This window comes from Vibrio sp. Isolate23, from assembly GCF_022398095.1.
Taxonomy (GTDB): Bacteria; Pseudomonadota; Gammaproteobacteria; order Enterobacterales; family Vibrionaceae; genus Vibrio; species Vibrio coralliilyticus_A.
Window position 1 is genome coordinate 489,593 of record NZ_JAKEUV010000001.1, and the last position, 17,791, is coordinate 507,383.

At 45.0% G+C, this 17,791-nt stretch carries 15 protein-coding genes; 5 read left to right on the forward strand and 10 right to left on the reverse strand.

What is annotated here, in order from left to right; translation table 11 throughout:
• The first annotated feature begins 12 nt into the window (after window positions 1-12).
• Complete coding sequence (locus L1D31_RS02245; protein ID WP_239835467.1) at window positions 13-1,872, forward strand: GGDEF domain-containing phosphodiesterase; 1,860 nt, start codon at window positions 13-15, stop codon at window positions 1,870-1,872.
• Between the two features lie 20 nt (window positions 1,873-1,892).
• Here the strand turns inward: L1D31_RS02245 and L1D31_RS02250 are convergent, their stop codons facing one another.
• A complete protein-coding gene (locus tag L1D31_RS02250) occupies window positions 1,893-2,381 on the reverse strand; it encodes a hypothetical protein (RefSeq protein ID WP_239835468.1) in 489 nt (162 codons plus the stop codon).
• Between the two features lie 31 nt (window positions 2,382-2,412).
• Entirely contained in the window at window positions 2,413-2,925 is a 513-nt protein-coding gene (locus tag L1D31_RS02255) for a nicotinate-nicotinamide nucleotide adenylyltransferase (RefSeq protein WP_239835469.1), read from the reverse strand.
• Between the two features lie 110 nt (window positions 2,926-3,035).
• Between L1D31_RS02255 and nadE the strand changes: the two genes are divergently transcribed.
• Window positions 3,036-3,863 (forward strand): ammonia-dependent NAD(+) synthetase, encoded by an 828-nt coding sequence (nadE, locus tag L1D31_RS02260; protein ID WP_239835470.1) that lies wholly within the window; start codon window positions 3,036-3,038, stop codon window positions 3,861-3,863.
• 46 nt (window positions 3,864-3,909) lie between these two features.
• Here nadE and L1D31_RS02265 read toward each other — a convergent pair whose 3' ends face one another.
• From L1D31_RS02265 to L1D31_RS02285, 5 genes are all read right to left on the reverse strand, one after another.
• Window positions 3,910-4,578 carry a LuxR C-terminal-related transcriptional regulator gene (locus tag L1D31_RS02265; RefSeq protein ID WP_239835471.1) on the reverse strand — a complete coding sequence of 223 codons (669 nt, stop codon included), beginning with the start codon at window positions 4,576-4,578 and terminating at the stop codon, window positions 3,910-3,912.
• 169 nt (window positions 4,579-4,747) lie between these two features.
• Window positions 4,748-5,743: a trypsin-like serine protease gene (locus tag L1D31_RS02270; RefSeq protein WP_239835472.1), complete on the reverse strand. Its 996-nt coding sequence runs from the start codon at window positions 5,741-5,743 to the stop codon at window positions 4,748-4,750.
• A 66-nt stretch (window positions 5,744-5,809) separates the two neighbouring features.
• A complete protein-coding gene (locus L1D31_RS02275; RefSeq protein ID WP_239835473.1) occupies window positions 5,810-6,835 on the reverse strand; it encodes a trypsin-like serine protease in 1,026 nt (341 codons plus the stop codon).
• Between the two features lie 187 nt (window positions 6,836-7,022).
• Window positions 7,023-8,141, reverse strand: a complete 1,119-nt coding sequence (gcvT, locus tag L1D31_RS02280) for a glycine cleavage system aminomethyltransferase GcvT (protein WP_239835474.1) — start codon at window positions 8,139-8,141, stop codon at window positions 7,023-7,025.
• Window positions 8,142-8,399: 258 nt separating this feature from the next.
• Window positions 8,400-9,023 (reverse strand): XRE family transcriptional regulator, encoded by a 624-nt coding sequence (locus L1D31_RS02285; RefSeq protein ID WP_239835475.1) that lies wholly within the window; start codon window positions 9,021-9,023, stop codon window positions 8,400-8,402.
• Between the two features lie 382 nt (window positions 9,024-9,405).
• Here L1D31_RS02285 and L1D31_RS02290 point away from each other — a divergent pair, with 382 nt between their 5' ends.
• From L1D31_RS02290 to gcvP, 3 genes are all read left to right on the forward strand, one after another.
• Window positions 9,406-10,701: a serine hydroxymethyltransferase gene (locus tag L1D31_RS02290; protein ID WP_006961444.1), complete on the forward strand. Its 1,296-nt coding sequence runs from the start codon at window positions 9,406-9,408 to the stop codon at window positions 10,699-10,701.
• 37 nt (window positions 10,702-10,738) lie between these two features.
• Window positions 10,739-11,119, forward strand: a complete 381-nt coding sequence (gcvH, locus tag L1D31_RS02295) for a glycine cleavage system protein GcvH (RefSeq protein ID WP_006961445.1) — start codon at window positions 10,739-10,741, stop codon at window positions 11,117-11,119.
• 119 nt (window positions 11,120-11,238) lie between these two features.
• A complete protein-coding gene (gene gcvP / locus L1D31_RS02300) occupies window positions 11,239-14,103 on the forward strand; it encodes an aminomethyl-transferring glycine dehydrogenase (protein ID WP_239835476.1) in 2,865 nt (954 codons plus the stop codon).
• 357 nt (window positions 14,104-14,460) lie between these two features.
• Here the strand turns inward: gcvP and L1D31_RS02305 are convergent, their stop codons facing one another.
• From L1D31_RS02305 to L1D31_RS02315, 3 genes are all read right to left on the reverse strand, one after another.
• Window positions 14,461-14,721: a DUF5062 family protein gene (locus tag L1D31_RS02305; RefSeq protein WP_239835477.1), complete on the reverse strand. Its 261-nt coding sequence runs from the start codon at window positions 14,719-14,721 to the stop codon at window positions 14,461-14,463.
• A 95-nt stretch (window positions 14,722-14,816) separates the two neighbouring features.
• Entirely contained in the window at window positions 14,817-15,893 is a 1,077-nt protein-coding gene (locus L1D31_RS02310; protein ID WP_239835478.1) for a beta-eliminating lyase-related protein, read from the reverse strand.
• Between the two features lie 61 nt (window positions 15,894-15,954).
• Complete coding sequence (locus L1D31_RS02315; RefSeq protein WP_239835479.1) at window positions 15,955-17,775, reverse strand: ABC transporter ATP-binding protein/permease; 1,821 nt, start codon at window positions 17,773-17,775, stop codon at window positions 15,955-15,957.
• Window positions 17,776-17,791 lie beyond the last annotated feature (16 nt).

A 17,791-nucleotide genomic window follows, 5' to 3' on the forward strand; every position in this document is an offset into this window, starting at 1 on the left:
TAGGTTAATTAAATGGCTAGGTTACAAGGAAAACTCGCATCTATTGATTTAGATGTGGTGAATAAAACGCTCCAGCTCGATGGTTCAGCACTGCTGGATCAGGTCACCCTTGTCCTAAACAAACATTTTGAATCCTTTTGCACTTGTATCATTGAAATTGATAAATTCAATTTTAATGCGCATACCTTGTCCTATGCATGTAATCAGACTCTGAATAAACCGACCTCATATTCTCTACAGGGCACCCCTTGTGCCCATGTCAGTAAATCCGAGCTCGATTATGTCCTATATGCCAGTAATGTGGAGCAAGACTTCCCTGAAGATGTGTATATCCGAGACCACCAGTTACAAGCCTATCTCGGTGTGCCTTTAAGGACACGTTCAGGTGATGTACTCGGTGTATTGCTTTCTACATTCAAGGCTCCTATTAAAACCAGCAAAGAGCTCATTTACTACCACACTCTTTTTGCGCACGTCATCGTGCACAGTTTGAGAGCGAAGTGGCTTTCCGCCCGATCTGAGAGCTTGGTTAATCAACTAAGTTATGAAGTCTCGCATGACAACCTTACAGGCTTACTCAATAGAAGCTTCTTGTCAGACAAATTGGAAAGATTGTCAGAAACCAGCAGTGACTCATTCACACTCGCTTACGTCGATATCGACAGCTTTAAATCCATCAATGATTTATATGGTAATTACGTTGGCGATCAGGTCATTAAGTTTGTCGCCCATGTTATTGAGTCATCGATACACGACAAGCAACTTGCCTTTAGAATTGCTGGTGATGAATTCGCATTTATCACTTACAGCGGCGATCCACTTGAAGTATGCAGAAACATTCTCAGTAAGCTAGAGTCGGGGTACAAAGACCCAGCCCACAACATTAAAGTCAGTGTCAATATAGGCATTGCACGCAGAACGGATAAGAGGCTGACTGCTGACCAATTAATTCTCAACGCCAGTTTAGCTTTAAAAGATTGCAAACAATCGAGGAACTCTCAGGTTCAATGCTATGACACCCACTTAAGTGCACAATACTACCGACGAACTATGGTGATTGACGCGTTACGTAACGAACTATCACCAGCGAACCTAAACCCATGTGAAATTTATGTCTTAGCACAACCGATTGTGCGCCGTAATCAAAGTCATTGGGATTATTTTGAAATCCTAGCCAGATGGGAGAGCAGTGAATTAGGGATGATTTCTCCATTAGAATTCATTGAAGCTGCCGAACAGTCAGGGCTCATTATAGAGTTGGGAGAGCGTATTATCGACCTTGCTTGCCAAGCAAAAAAAGAGCTCGAACAAGGGCTAGGCTATAAAGTCAAACTAGGCATTAACTGCTCCGCTCATGAACTCAATGATACTAATCGCTACTTGGAACATCTCACTTCAACAGTAAGTAAACACGGTTTTAAGCCTGAAGAGTTCACGATTGAGCTGACTGAAACTGTACTACTGTCACAAACCAATGAAGTAAAATTCATACTTGAGCAACTACGCTTGCTTGGTTTCACCGTCGCTTTGGATGACTTTGGTACTGGATACTCAAGCCTTAATTATATTCACAACTACCCAATTGACTGCATCAAAATCGACGCTACTTTCATTCGCAACATGCTAAGTAATGAAACCTCTGAACGTGTCGTCTGGCTCATTATTCAGCTGGCAAAACAGCTCAAGGTCGATCTGGTCGCCGAAGGGGTGGAAAACAAAGAAGCGTTAGATAAGTTGCACGATATGGGTTGTAGCCAAATACAAGGTTATTACTACTCACGTCCAGAAAAACCAAAGGCCATCATTAAAGCACAAGCTAAACATTCCGTACCCAGTGAGCAGCCTGCGGTAGTAAATATGTTCAAATCATAAAAAGTGGTAAGTGGAAGGCGTCAGAAGGGAAGCTCAAGCTGCATAATAACATCACGTTCATAGTCATCATGCCAGCGATAGTCCAAGCGTAACCTTGGCTCACCAAGTTTCTTTTCACCGAAGCCAAGGCTTAGTTGTAACCCATGACTCATAATCCAATCTTCAGTTTCGGACACATGGACTTGCTCTTCCAATTCAGACGGCATCCAGACCCCGATTCCGATATAATTAGAAGCAAGGCTTTGGCTTAAAATAGGGCTGGTCTCAGTTTGTAGAACCCAATCAGCCCAATAAGAGGAATAATCAGCCGAAGACTCTTCCGACACCCATTGTTCAAAAGCATCTAACTTATCTGCCGTGTATTGAATACCATCGAGTAACGAGAAGCAGACGCCTTGCTGAGAATGAAACAACACCGAATCCGATTGATAGTAAGTACTATACAGCTCACATCCATCCGCAGCATAAGAAACCAACCCCATCAGAAATATCAGTAAAGGCCCTTTCATTCACCACCAAAATAATTAGTACACCATTCTCTTAATAATACTCTCTTTCGACCAATAATTGGTAAACTTTTGGTGTCACAAGTGAGTGAATGTCTTTCTTATCGCTCAAAGCCCTTCTTATGTCCGTACTACGCACTTTCACCGTTTCAGGACATGCCATGACTGACCATCGACTCAATATTTCATCTGCTTTATAAAATTTAGCAAAATTAAATAGGTTATCCGGCCCGATAACAAAGGTGATGGCACATTCAGGGAACTGACGCTGTAGTTCCGTTAACACAGCAAAGGTTGTCACGCTCTGCTCTGGTTTATAGAGCACTTCCTCTACGCCGCTTCGTTCGACGTTACTCGACTGTAGATCTTCAATAAATACATCAACTAGCTCGCACCGAGCTTTGTAATCAAGCATCTCTTTTCCCCAAGCATGTGAAATGCTAGGAATCAAAAGCACACGATCAAAATGAGTGAGTGATTCAATAACACTCTTGTGTCCAAGGCTGGGCGGGTTAAAAGCACTACCGAATACAGCGATTTTGTTCATTTTCTTTCCTGATAAATGTGAATTCATTGTTCACAGTTTTCTAATTTGTTCATTTAGGTATGATACTACCATCATTTTCTTAAAATCATTGCTTGCAGGAAGGAAACATCATGGAACAGCTCATCCGCGACGAGATGCGCGTATTGCCGTCAATCGACCCTAAATTCGAAATCTCGCGTCGTGTTGAATTTATTAAGCGCAAATTGCAGGAAGCAGGTTGCAAAGCATTAGTTCTTGGTATCAGTGGTGGTGTCGATTCGACAACATGTGGTCGCCTAGCTCAGATCGCCATTAATGAACTGAATGAAGAAACAGAAGGTGGGTATCAATTTATTGCTGTACGCCTCCCTTACGGAGAGCAAAAAGACGAAGATGAAGCACAAATCGCCTTGCAGTTCATTCAACCCTCACAATCGGTCTCTGTAAACATCAAATCAGGAGTTGATGGCTTACACGCAGCCTCTCATGAGGCGCTTGCACACACCAACCTTCTTCCAACACAAGCCTCCAAGATCGATTTCGTCAAAGGCAACGTAAAAGCGCGAGCTCGAATGGTCGCTCAATATGAAATTGCTGGTTATGTGGGTGGCTTGGTACTAGGCACAGACCACTCAGCAGAGAACATTACTGGCTTCTATACCAAATTTGGCGATGGGGCTTGCGATCTGGCACCATTGTTTGGTTTGAGCAAGCGTCAAGTCCGTGAAGTTGCTGCGACGCTAGGAGCACCTGAACTACTGGTGAAGAAAACGCCCACCGCTGATTTGGAAGAGCTTGACCCACAAAAAGCGGATGAAGATGCACTGAACTTAAGCTACGACCAAATTGACGACTTTTTGGAAGGCAAGCCTGTCTCTCAAGATGTCTCAGATAAGCTTGTCGCGATTTATCAAGCAACTCAGCATAAGCGTCAACCGATCCCTACCATATACGACTAACCAAAACGGGAGCTAAAAGCTCCCGTTTTACTCACGCCAAAGAACTCTACACTCTTTCTTCTAGTGCCACATTATTATTGGCCCACAGCAGTGCCTGAAGGCGGTTCTTAGCATTTATTTTCTTAAAAATATTGTGTAAGTGCGTTTTCACCGTATTCTCACTCACGAACAACTCGTCAGCGATTTGGAGATTGGAAGCCCCATGTCCAAGCAAGCGCATGATCTCTTTTTCTCGTTTGGTAAGATTGGCATAAGCTTGTGAGGTGGTAACACTATTTGCACAGCGAAAGTGCTCAATATAATCTTGAGCAACTTTTCGTGATAGCCACATTTCGTCTTTCATAATCTTTTCCATGCCCCTGAGTAGCAAAGAAAGATCATCATCAATATAAAACACACCCACTAAATTTCGCCATTTGAATAGCTGGGTCGAGGGGACATCTTTTGGACAGTTAATTACGATTTCTTTCGGATTCTTAGTGCTTAATGAGCGGATCTGACTGTAACCATCAAACTTCTCATCGTTCAGGTAGTGGTAGTCAAACAGAATGTAATCGCCTAGGATAGATGTCTTGCCTTCACATGCTTCAAGCTCTTCAATTGGAACAATCGATACATTTAATTGAATGCCTTGCTCTAAAGAGTCTTTAAACAATTTGGATTGCATGCTTATATCTGAAAGAAAGGTTATCTCGTGAGTACATTGATTTGCCATCTGCGAACTCTCCGGCTCAACTTATTATGTAATTTAAAATTATCTTTTAGTTATAAATAGTCAACACGACAAATCATTAATAGATGCTCACGCGCACTATTTGAGGCGGAGGTTTCAAATAATTATAGTAATTTCTCATTTATGATACTTATTTAAATCTCAATTATGCCTAATTAAGCTGGCTGAAACGCCTCCCTCTCAATGCGAACACTGCGATTATCAGCCATACAGCAAAGTTAACGGCTCCACCGCTACCACCATCAGAGCGAGCACTCACACTGTTATCGACATTACTATTCAAGACACGGTTACCATTGATTGTGGTGACGTAATACTTGGGTGTAACCTGCCCATTCATAACACTATTGATCCAGCCAGTATAGTCATAGACATCCGTGAATACCGAAGTCACATTGAATGCCGTGTTACCACATATACTCGGGCCAAAACTGGTGATACCAACCTGTATGTACTGGCTCCCATTATACCAATAGACAGGCCCTCCCGAATCACCGCTACAAGTGGAGTTTTGATAACCTCCAGATTCAGGACCACCAAAGCAGATCTGCTTGTCCGTCAGCTTACTACCATACTCAGATTGGCAACTACTCAGAGAGATATACTCCAAAGAGGTTTCCAAAAGTTGAGTCCCACCTGCGACATTACCTTCAATATATCCATGACCAATTGCTTTGTAATCTGCGGGGCTGGGGAAACTGTTATTGATTGAAGTGTTGAGGAGAGAGGTGTAATTAGATACGGAAAGTGGCGTCTCAAGTTTAATAATGGCAATGTCATTAGGCCAAAGCTCAGAACTTGAATCAATATAATCATCCGGATAATAAAATTCTTCTGCTTTCGCCTGCTGAGTGGACAAGAAGTTAGATTCATCCTCCAACTGGGGGACCACCACGGTATACAACATAGTACTTTCATTGTCATAAATACAATGAGCGGCAGTTAAGACAAACTGGCTATTGAGCATAGTGGCCCCACAGTAACTCGACGTACTGTAGGTGTTGCCATTGCGATAAAACAGGCTGGCAAAAGAAGGGTAATTAGTAATGTCCGCGTTACTGCCATTCACGATGTAAGGCGAAATTTCCATCGCCAGCAATCGGGAGCTAACCAGTATCAGGCTAAGGAACCAAATTGGCTTTTTCATCTTCCCGTCTCCCTTTCGCAGCCATCAACTTTAAGTTTAGCTTACGAAAGGGCAACGGGCTGGATTCTAACTTGTTAGTTTTCTTCTAAATAGAGCTGCCCCGATAAATAAGAAAGATAGGAAGCCAAGAGAGCCGCCGCTACCGTTGGAAGAGTCAGCACTCTCATCAGTTGTTACTGTCGATGAAGTAGTTGAGTTCAGATATGTCGTTCTTTCTGAGTCAGTAATGGTTTTTTTCGGTGTTTCAGAACCGCTAAGCACAGAGGCTATCCATGCTTCGTGATCTAATACCTCAGTAAATACTGAATTAGGTTCAATTGCTGTGTTACCACAACCACTTGCAGGGCCAAAGCTAGTAATACCTGCCTGTTTATAGGTACTGCCGTCCAACCAGTAAAGTGGCCCCCCTGAATCCCCCTGACATGTTGCATTATCATAAACAACTGTCGCATACCCAGTCATACAAAGATTTGCACTAGTATCGGATGAATAAACATTACAGTCGGAATTTGAGACATACTTTAGCCGGGTATAAAGAAGGTTGTCGTTGTTATCAACTCCTGTTTCCGTATTGCCATGTCCTACTGCGTGGAACGTTTCAGAGGTGTCTCTATAGGTAGCATCATCACCAGTGCTCACCCTGACTACATAATCTGCTGAACTCGATGTTTGCATAGGACTGGCAAGCTTCAAAATCGCTATATCGTCGGTTAAAGTCGAATTGTTATAGGTACTTTTGTAGTAAATCTCATTTACCATTACACGTTCAATAACGCTATATGGGAAATCAGACTCGTTTTGGAGCTTAGGTACAGCGGAAGTAAACAACTGCGTTTCTTCGTCACCATAAATACAGTGTGCGGCAGTTAAAACATACTGATTGTTTAGTAGCGTCCCCCCACAGTAACTTCCTGCATAATACTTATTGTCATAGTCAATACGATCTTTAAACAAGCTTATTATAGAGGGGTATGTTGTTACACTAGCGTAGCTACCGTTAACTATATAAGGCGAAATTTCTGTGCTATGAGCATCTAGTGCATAGCCGCTAGATAGCATAACAAAAGGCAAAAGTATGGATAGCTTTCTCATACAAATTTTCCATTCAATTATTATCATTAATATCAAATGACGATAATCTATCACATCCAGATGACTTCGAGCTATTTAATGACCTAAGCTACCTCTCGTTTTAGAGTATTCAGTTGATACGAGTACCAATAAAAAGAGTTCACCTAAGTGAACTCTCTGATATGAGGTCATAGAATTAAATTTTCTATTAGCCACGGTAGTAACGTTGTGGAACAAATGGCATTTTTTCAATGGTCATAGGCAGTTTCTTACCACGAACATCTGCAAACAATTCAGTGCCAATTGCTGCAAGATCTGCACGTACATAAGCCATTGAGACAGGCTTACCTGCGTTTGGACCCGCAGTACCACTGGTCACGACACCGACTTTGTTGTCATCAGCATCAAACAGCTCAGCACCTTCACGCACAGGCGCTTTCGTCTGACCTACTAGACCAACACGCTTACGTGATACGTCTTTAGTTTCAATCTGCTTAAGGATAATATCCGCACCTGGGAAACCACCAGCGCGCTCACCATCTGTACGACGAATTTTCTGAATACCCCAAAGAAGGCTTGCTTCTACAGGTGTCGTCGTTGTATCAAGATCGTGTCCGTATAGGCACAAACCACACTCTAGACGAAGTGAATCACGTGCACCAAGACCAATCCACTCCACTTCTTCTTCCGCTGTTAGCTTCTGTGCAAGTTCTTCAGCATGCGTGTTCGGCACAGAGATTTCATAACCGTCTTCACCTGTGTAGCCACTGCGGCTAACGATGCACTCAACACCTAGAATGTCTAACGTCTTAACATCCATAAATAGCATCTCGGCTACTTCTGGGTTGAAGCGCTTAAGCACATCGACTGCTTTAGGGCCTTGAAGAGCCAGCAAAGCGCGATCATCGATGATCTCTAGTTCTACACCTGCAGGTAGGTGAGCTTCAAGGTGATTGATGTCTTGCTCTTTACATGCGGCGTTAACCACAACAAATAGGTGGTCGCCTAGGTTTGCCACCATTAGGTCATCCATGATGCCGCCTTCTTCATTAGTAAAGAAAGCATAGCGCTGGTTGCCCTGTGGTAGGTCAATGATGTCAACTGGAACTAACGACTCAAGAAATGCTGCGGCACCTTCACCGTGCAAACGAAGTTGTCCCATGTGGGACACATCAAAAAGACCCGCAGCGTCGCGAGTGTGTAAGTGCTCTTTCTTTACACCCAGTTTGTATTGGACTGGCATGTCGTAGCCAGCGAAAGGAACCATTTTCGCACCAGCTTCTACGTGAAGCGTATGAAGTGGTGTTTTGAGTAGATCTTGAGTCATTGTTGTCTCCATTTAATCAGGTTCGTTTTCCGTTCAAGGAAACCTTGTTTCCAATAATAAACACGAGCGGAAAATTTTTGCACCACTAACAGCAGGGGAACAGTCTAAAGTGTGACATTTAACATCATATTCACATTCAGTGCACCAAAAAGAAAACGCCATTTCAGGCTATCTCTGCCTGAAATGGCGCTATTGTACTTATATGAACGGCAAAGGCAATCGTTTGCTTTCACTATACGAAATTCTTTATAAATCGCATTATTTCGCAGTCACCCACAAAATATTAGCGTCTTTTTCACTGGTCGAGATCAGCATATGCCCCATATTCGCGTCATAGTAAACACTGTCGCCTTCACTCAATTCTACCGGCTCGTAAAACTCCGAATAGAACATGACTGAACCGGACAAAATCAGCAAAAACTCTTCACCGTCATGACGTACCCAATCCCCGTATTCTTCAAAGTTTCGAGCATGCACTTGGCTTTTAAAAGGCATCATTTTCTTATTGGAAAGCTGAGTCGCTAAGAGCTCATGTTCGTAGGTCGGTGTCGGGTGTGGTTTCCCCTGATTATTTTTGGTGATATCCCTACGGCCTGTTGCGACTTTTTTCCTTGGTGGTTCAAAGAGTTGTGGCATATCTATCTGTAATCCAAGCGCCAATTTTTGCATCGCCTGAAACGTAGGAGAAATCTGCTCATTCTCAATCTTGCTCAAGGTAGAACGCGCCAGCCCAGTACGTTGACTTGCCTCTTCCAAAGTAATCCCCAACTTACCGCGAATATCCTTGATTCTCTCGCCCAATTTTAGGGGTTCGATATTTTGATCGGCAGCTTCTTTCGCCAATGTCAAAGATGGGTACTCATCATAGATATCTTCGGGCATGTTTCCCTCTTATTAAACGTCCACTTCCTGTTCCATTTTCATTGTGCCCGAACATCATCAGAGTGGAAAGATGAGCACAGGAAATAAACCGTGCTCTTGGTAACAATTTTAGAAACCATGTTTCCAATAGGAAATTTTTGGTTGATTGTTCCTGTAACAACCGCTATGTTACCAACTTGTTAGTTGTAGAGATGCGGTTTCCGAGCTGACTGATAGATTGATTTAACAGTGAGATTCGGCTTTTCCCCGAGATTTGACACATCGCTTAGGGGTATAGAATTCACCCTGTCTTCGGTGTTTGAGGGCAGTAAACAGAAAGAGGACTAACGAGAACGATAACCCTATTAATAATCTCGTTAGCACGAATGGAAGGTCATCTACCATGAACAACACTTACCAAAATCACAGCCTAGAGAACTTTTTCTCGACTAATCTTGCTGCTACAGACGACGCGGTTTTCGCAGGAATCCAAGCGGAAAATACTCGTCAGAATGAACAAATCGAGCTCATTGCTTCAGAAAACATTGTTTCTAAAGCAGTGATGCAAGCTCAAGGCACTTGCCTAACCAACAAATATGCAGAAGGCTACCCTGGTCGTCGTTACTACGGCGGTTGTGAACATGTTGATACCGTAGAAGCCATTGCGATTGAACGTGCTAAACAGCTGTTCAAATGCGATTTTGCTAACGTTCAGCCTCACTCAGGTGCACAAGCAAACGGCGCAGTTAAACTTGCTCTGCTTCAACCTGGCGACACTATCCTTGGCATGTCTCTGGATGCTGGCGGCCACCTAACTCACGGTGCGCGCCCTGCTCTTTCTGGTAAATGGTTCAATGCCGTTCAGTACGGTGTGGATCGTGAATCACTAGAAATCAACTACGAAGATGTTCGTGCTCTAGCCCTTGAGCACAAACCAAAAATGATCATCGCTGGTGGTAGTGCTATTCCTCGTACTATCGACTTCGCAAAATTCCGTGAAATCGCTGATGAAGTTGATGCGATTCTAATGGTCGATATGGCGCACATCGCAGGTCTGATTGCGACTGGTGCTCACCCTAGCCCACTGCCACACGCACACGTTGTTACAACGACAACGCATAAAACATTGCGTGGCCCACGCGGCGGTATGATTCTGACCAACCACGAAGACATCATCAAGAAAATCAACTCAGCGGTATTCCCAGGCCTTCAAGGTGGCCCACTGATGCACGTGATCGCAGCTAAAGCCGTCGCTTTCGGTGAAGCTTTAGGCCCTGAATTCAATACTTATATTGATTCAGTGATCAATAACGCAAAAGTTCTGGCGGAAGTATTGCAAACTCGCGGTTGTGACATTGTGACTGGCGGAACAGACACGCACCTAATGCTGGTGGACCTTCGCCCTAAGGGCTTGAAAGGTAACAAGGCTGAGGAAGCGTTGGAACGTGCGGGGATCACATGTAACAAAAATGGCATCCCATTCGATTCAGAGAAGCCTATGATTACATCGGGCATCCGTTTGGGGACGCCTGCGGGAACAAGCCGCGGCTTTGGCGCTGAAGAATTCAAGCTCATCGGTAACTGGATTGGCGATGTACTGGACGGATTGGTGAACAACCCTGAAGGTGACGCAGAAGTAGAACAACGCGTTCGCAAAGAAGTGAAAGCGCTGTGTAATCGCTACCCACTTTACCAATAAACAATTTAATCAAAGTTATATTTTTGGAGATTAAGCAATGGACAACACACTGAAGTTTGCAGATAGCCACGAGTGGGTACGTGACAACGGTGACGGCACAGTAACTATCGGTATTTCAGAGCATGCACAAGAAATGCTAGGTGACGTTGTATTCGTAGACCTACCTGAAGTTGAAGCAGAGATCGAAGCGGGTGATAGCTTCTCTTTGGTTGAATCTGTAAAAGCAGCTTCAGATATCTACGCGCCAATCACTGGTGAGATTCTAGAAATCAACGAAGAGTTAGAAGATAGCCCAGAGCTAATCAACGAAGAACCTTTCGAAGGCGGTTGGATTGTTAAAGTGAAGATGTCAGATGCATCAGAGCTAGATAATCTGAAAAGCGCAGAAGAGTACCTAAACTCGATCGAAGACGAGTAATTAGGACGAGTTTAAAGCTGCCCCCGAACGGGAGGCAGCTTTTTTTCAAAGTTCGGACGTATAATTATTTATATCAGTAATGATATCCGATACCCGAATGATGGAGTAGGTAAAGGACAATGACTGAATTACTTCAAAGCCTCAGCACACAAAATGAGTTCGTTGCTCGCCACAACGGCCCAAATCAATCTGACCAACAAAAAATGTTGGATGCGATCAATGTTGCCAGTCTTGACGCACTGATCGACGAAACCGTACCAGCTCAAATTCGCCTAGAACAGCCAATGACAATGGCTGAAGCATTGAGCGAAGCAGACATGCTGGCTGCGATGCGTGAATTCGCAGATCAAAACCAAATTAAACGTACATTCATCGGTCAGGGTTACTACAACACCTTCACGCCAAACGTGATTCTACGTAACGTATTGGAAAACCCAGGCTGGTACACAGCTTATACCCCTTACCAACCAGAAATTTCTCAAGGCCGTTTAGAAGCACTGCTGAACTATCAGCAAATGGTGATGGACTTGACGGGAATGGATATCGCTAACGCGTCTCTTCTTGATGAAGCAACTGCTGCTGCCGAAGCTATGACACTATGTAAGCGTGCCGGTAAGAGCAAGAGCAACGTTTTCTTCGTCGCAGATGATGTTCATCCGCAAACGCTAGAGGTAGTTAAGACTCGCGCCAAATACATTGGCTTTGACGTACTCATCGGCTCCCTTGAGTCACTTCCGGAACAAGATGTCTTCGGTGCACTGGTACAGTACCCAGGTACTACGGGTGAAGTCCGCGACCTGACGGACATCATCGCCAAAGCACAAGCCAACAAAACACTGGTTGCCGTCGCCACTGACCTACTTGCTTCAGCACTATTGAAGCCATCAGGCGAAATGGGTGCAGACGTTGTCATCGGCTCCGCTCAACGTTTCGGCGTGCCTATGGGTTACGGTGGTCCACACGCAGCCTTTATGGCGACACGTGACAAACACAAACGTACCATGCCTGGTCGTGTTATCGGTGTATCTATCGATACAAAAGGCAACCAAGCACTACGTATGGCCATGCAGACTCGTGAGCAGCACATCCGCCGCGAAAAAGCGACGTCAAACATCTGTACGGCTCAGGCACTGCTGGCAAACATGGCGTCATTCTACGCGGTATACCATGGCGCAGAAGGTCTACGTACTATTGCTCGCCGTACTCACCATATGACAGCTATTCTTGCAGCTGGTCTGACTAAATCAGGCTATGAACTTGCGCACAACAGCTTCTTCGATACCATTACTATCAACACTGCTGGTAAGACAGAAGAGCTGTACGCGAAAGCACAAGCAGCAGACATCAACCTACGCAAGCTAAACGGCAAGCTAGGTGTGAGCTTCGATGAGACAACGACAACAGGCGACATCGAAACACTATTTGCCGTATTCGGCGTAAAAGAAGAAATCAACGCGCTTTCTTCTGAAATCGCAGGCAACGAGTTCGCAGCAATTCCTGAAGCGCTTCGTCGTACTTCAGAATACCTAACTCACCCAGTGTTCAATACGCATCACAGCGAAACGCAGATGATGCGTTACCTGAAACAGCTTGAGAACAAAGACTTCTCGCTGACGCACGGTATGATTCCACTGGGCAGCTGTACAATGAAGCTGAATGCTGCGGCTGAGATGATCCCTGTGACTTGGCCTGAATTTGGCTCCATTCACCCATTCGCACCAATCGAACAAGCAGCGGGCTACTCAGCTCTAGCGAAAGACTTGAAAGAGAAGCTGTGTGAAATCACAGGCTACGACGATTTCTCCCTACAGCCAAACTCAGGTGCGTCTGGTGAGTACGCAGGTCTCATCGCGATTCAACGCTACCATGACAGCCGCGGTGAAGGTCACCGTAACGTTTGTTTGATCCCAAGCTCAGCGCACGGTACTAACCCTGCGACAGCCTCTATGGTGTCAATGAAAGTGGTCGTAGTGAAATGTGATGACGACGGTAACATTGATATGGCAGATCTTGCCGCTAAGATCGAGAAGCACAAAGACAATCTGTCTAGCATTATGATCACTTATCCTTCTACGCACGGTGTGTACGAAGAGCAAGTGAAAGAAGTGTGTGAAATGGTTCATGCGGCTGGCGGTCAGGTTTATCTAGACGGTGCAAACATGAACGCACAGGTTGGCTTGACGTCTCCAGGATTCATCGGCTCTGACGTTTCTCACCTGAACCTGCACAAAACCTTCTGTATCCCACACGGTGGTGGCGGTCCAGGTATGGGCCCTATCGGTGTGAAATCGCACCTAGCGCCATTCCTTCCTGGCCACATCGAAAACGGTGTTGAAGGCGAAGACTTTGCAGTCTCTGCGGCAGACCTAGGCAGCGCTTCTATTCTACCTATCTCTTGGGCTTACATCGCCATGATGGGTGAAGCTGGCCTTACAGATGCAACTAAAGTTGCGATTCTGAACGCGAACTACATGATGGAGCGCTTACGCCCTCACTACCCTGTTCTTTACCGTGGTACGAACGGCCGCGTAGCACACGAATGTATTATTGATATTCGTCCGCTTAAAGAAGAAACAGGCATCAGCGAAGAAGATATCGCGAAGCGTCTGATGGACTACGGCTTCCACGCGTCAACTATGTCGTTCCCTGTTGCAGGTACGCTAATGGTTGAGCCAACAGAATCCGAAGATCTAGAAGAGATCGACCGCTTCTGTGAAGCAATGATCGCAATTCGCGAAGAGATGGCTAAAGTGAAGAATGGTGAATGGCCACTAGAGAATAACCCTCTAGTTAATGCTCCGCATACTCAAGTTGATCTTTCTGCTGCAGAATGGGATCGCCCATACTCGCGTGAGCTTGGCTGTTTCCCTTCACCTGCCACTAAGTCTTGGAAGTACTGGCCTACCGTTAACCGTGTAGATAACGTATACGGTGACCGTAACCTAATCTGTTCTTGTCCTAGCATCGAGAACTACGAAGACTAAGTTATTGTTCCTGTACAGATAAAAGTAAAAGTATCCACCGGCATAGCCGGTGGTTTTTTGTATGCACCTACTGGCTCTCCCCTAGAAGGCACGTGGTGGTACCTATAACTTTTTCCTTCGGCCCGCAGACGGGCTACCTGAATACGGGGTCGATAATTGCTCTCCCAACCGCTACAGAAGTTTCAAACAAAGCGGTGGAGCCCAAATAGTTTCATGTTCCAAAACTATTTTTGAGCAAACATAAAAAACCCCCACTAACAAGTTAGTGAGGACTATCATACAATCCTAGGATGCTTCAAGCCTATAGCCCAAACGGCATTAAACCATTTGGTTCATCTTTTTACATCTGGATCTTTTCTATTTTAAAGGATCGTTATCAGGCAATGCACTGTGGATCCACAATGCGAGTCTATGCTTGATATTGGCACCGTCAAGTTTGCTATCAGGTAACGGCGTTATTTGCTTAGCATCAACCAAAAATAGGTAAATCGCTTTGACTCTCACTGGTTGAGGCGACTTAGGCAGCTCGAATCCCTGCATCTTAGCCATCTTTGCACCTATTTCTAGCGCTTTCTTAACCAGCTTATCTTCATTGTGCAGCTTGGAGTTTTTTGACATTGATAGAGTCCTCTATAAAGAATCCGCTTAGAATACATTAAGCTTCCAATTAGGCATGTTAACCGGCTCTCAGATTGAGATCCCATGTGATTGACTCACGCCTTGTCACCCAGCAGCTTAGCGAAAAAATCTCTCAGAGCATTGTCTTCGAACTCCAATAGATTGTCACCAACATACCATTCTATGATGGATTGATTTGGATGCGCAGTAACTTGTGGGTGACCGAACCAAATACCTTCTTTAGTGGCAAAAGCGTGTTGCAGCTCTTTCACTTCTTGACAACTAAAAGGAACAATTAGATGCAGCATATTTGACTGAGGTTCAGCGGGTCTCACTGCAAGAGCCGGATACTCTCGGATAATCTTGTAAACTTGTTTAGTTCGCTCAAAAAGTGCAGGCAGTTTTGCCAATCTATCGTCAAACTGCATTGCCGCTGACACAATATAAGGTGTGCGATGATAAACGTTTCCTCCCTGACGTTTCATCCAAATCGATGCGCGCTCAACAAATTCCTTTGATCCTAGTAGCATAGAGCCACCCAGACCGTTGATCCCTTTGTAAAGTGATACATAAGCGGTATCAAAGCCTTTAGCGATTTGATGATATTCCTTCTGATAATAGGCAGCGGTTTCCCATAGTCTTGCACCATCCATATGGAGATGGATATCATTCGCTGAGCAGTAAGACTTAATCTCTTCTAAACTTTCCCAACTTGGCAGTTGGCCACCAATTTCACGCATTGGCAATTCATACAATACCGCCGCAATTTCATCCGGCCATGCCTGGAGATCACTTAATGACCATGTCTGATATAGGTTACCAACCGGAAGAATACTGAAACGATTTTGCAGTTGGTAACCTTGCCTTTCATGGACATAGATATGGCTGGAAGGGTGCATCGCCACCACTGGATTGCGTTTCTGTTTGGTGACCAACTCCAACACGGTTGGTTGTGTCATCGTTCCCGTGATGACAAACAAACCAGCTTCATAACCAAGCAAATCCGCCACTTTCTGCTCAAACGCCTGAATGGTTTCTCCTTCGCCATATATATCGTGAGCGACATTATGCTCCTCACACCATGCTGCCATTTTGGCAAAGTGCTCGGCGGGTGATTCTTCTTTATTGCCGGGTAAAATCGTATGACAAAGCTGTTTCAACTGACTGCTCATTATTATTCTTTCCTTGAGTTTGTAGAGATGTTTGTTTTCCGCCATCGCCTATGGGTAAGCGTTATCGGTCCATAGGCTTAAACTGCAATTCAACCAACCGCTGGTACAGCTCACAGCTTTGCAGTAACTGATTATGGTTGCCCACATCCACAAGCTGACCGCTGTCTAACACCGCAATCTGATCAGCATGCTGAATCGTCGACAAGCGATGAGCAATGATGAGGGTCGTGCGGTTGTGCATAAGCGCTTCCAACGCCTGTTGAACATGGTGTTCACTCTCGCTGTCTAGTGCGCTGGTCGCTTCATCCAAAAGCAAAATTTTAGGATCTTTGAGAATAGCCCGTGCGATGGCGATACGCTGACGCTGACCACCTGACAAGCGCACTCCCCGCTCACCAAGGAAGCTATCGTAACCTTGTGGTAATTTCATGATGAAATCATGTGCGTGTGCTTTTTTCGCGGCTTCAATTACTTGTTCATTTGTCGCTTCAGGGTTGCCATAGCGGATATTGTGAAGCACATTATTGCTGAACAAAGCGGGTTGTTGAGGCACGAGAGCCATTTGCTGACGCAGTTGATTCGGATCCATTTGGCGAACATCAACGCCACCCAAAGTCACTTGCCCTGATTGCGGATCATAGAAACGCTGAAGAAGTTCGAACAACGTGGTTTTCCCTGCCCCAGAAGGCCCGACCAATGCCAGCACTTTTCCTTCTTCAGCCTTGAGGGCTAAATGCTCAATCGCGGTATGTTCAGGCCTCGAAGGATAATGGAAAGTGACATCATCAAATATCACTTCGCTGGCGAGTTGTTGGGTCGATACCACCTTATTACTTGGAGCAACAATGTGGCTCTCGACCTGCAGAATCTCAATAAGCCTTTCAGTTGCCCCTGCCGCTCGCTGCAATTCTCCCAGCACCTCAGAAATGGTCGCGAGTGAAGAAGCCACCATAATGGCATAAAAGACAAACGCGCCGAGATCACCTCCAGACATAGTTCCATGGATAACATCTCGACCCCCCACCCAGAGCATACCTGCGATTGCGCTAAACACGATGACAATCACACCCGAAATCAATATTGCGCGTTGCTTAACCCTTTGCCGACCGATCTCAAACGCCCTCTCAACCTCCATAGCAAATGAAGCTCTTTCTTGTGCTTCATGGCTGTAGCTCTGAACAGTTTTGATATGCTCAATGGCTTCACCTGCATAACTCCCTACATCAGCCATTGAGTCTTGACTCTGACGGGACAAAGCTCTTACTCGGCGGCCATAAAACAAAATAGGGACGAGAATAAAAGGAACCGATGCTAGAACGATCAGCGTCAATTTGATATTGGTTGCAAACAGCATGATTAACGCGCCAATGCACATCAAAGCGCTACGCATCGCCATCGAAAATGAAGAGCCAATGATACTTTGCAGCAAAGTCGTGTCCGTTGTGATCCGCGACATGATGTCACCACTACTATGAGTCTCAAAGTAGCTAGGGTGCAGAGTTATCACATGGTTGAAAACCGCTAACCTAATATCGGCACTCACGCGCTCTCCTACCGAAGAAACAAGGTAAAAGCGAAAAAAGGTCCCAATTGAAATCATCACCGTCAGTAAGAGGATGAGTTGAATAGCATTACTGAGCTCTTGCGTCGACTGCTGGGCAAAACCTTCATCTATCAAAAGTCGCACACCTTGGCCAACTGACAGTGTTAATGACGCCGTCAAAACCAATGCCACCAGCGCGGCGATAACTTTCCACTGATACGGTCTAATGAATTTAATCAGTTCTAGAAGAATGCCGAGATTCTTACTTTTTCCTTTGGAAGATGAGCTGGTTTGTTGATCAGGGGTGGACCCCGTCTGATGCTGCTCAGCACTTTGCATAAATACGCCTTGAATG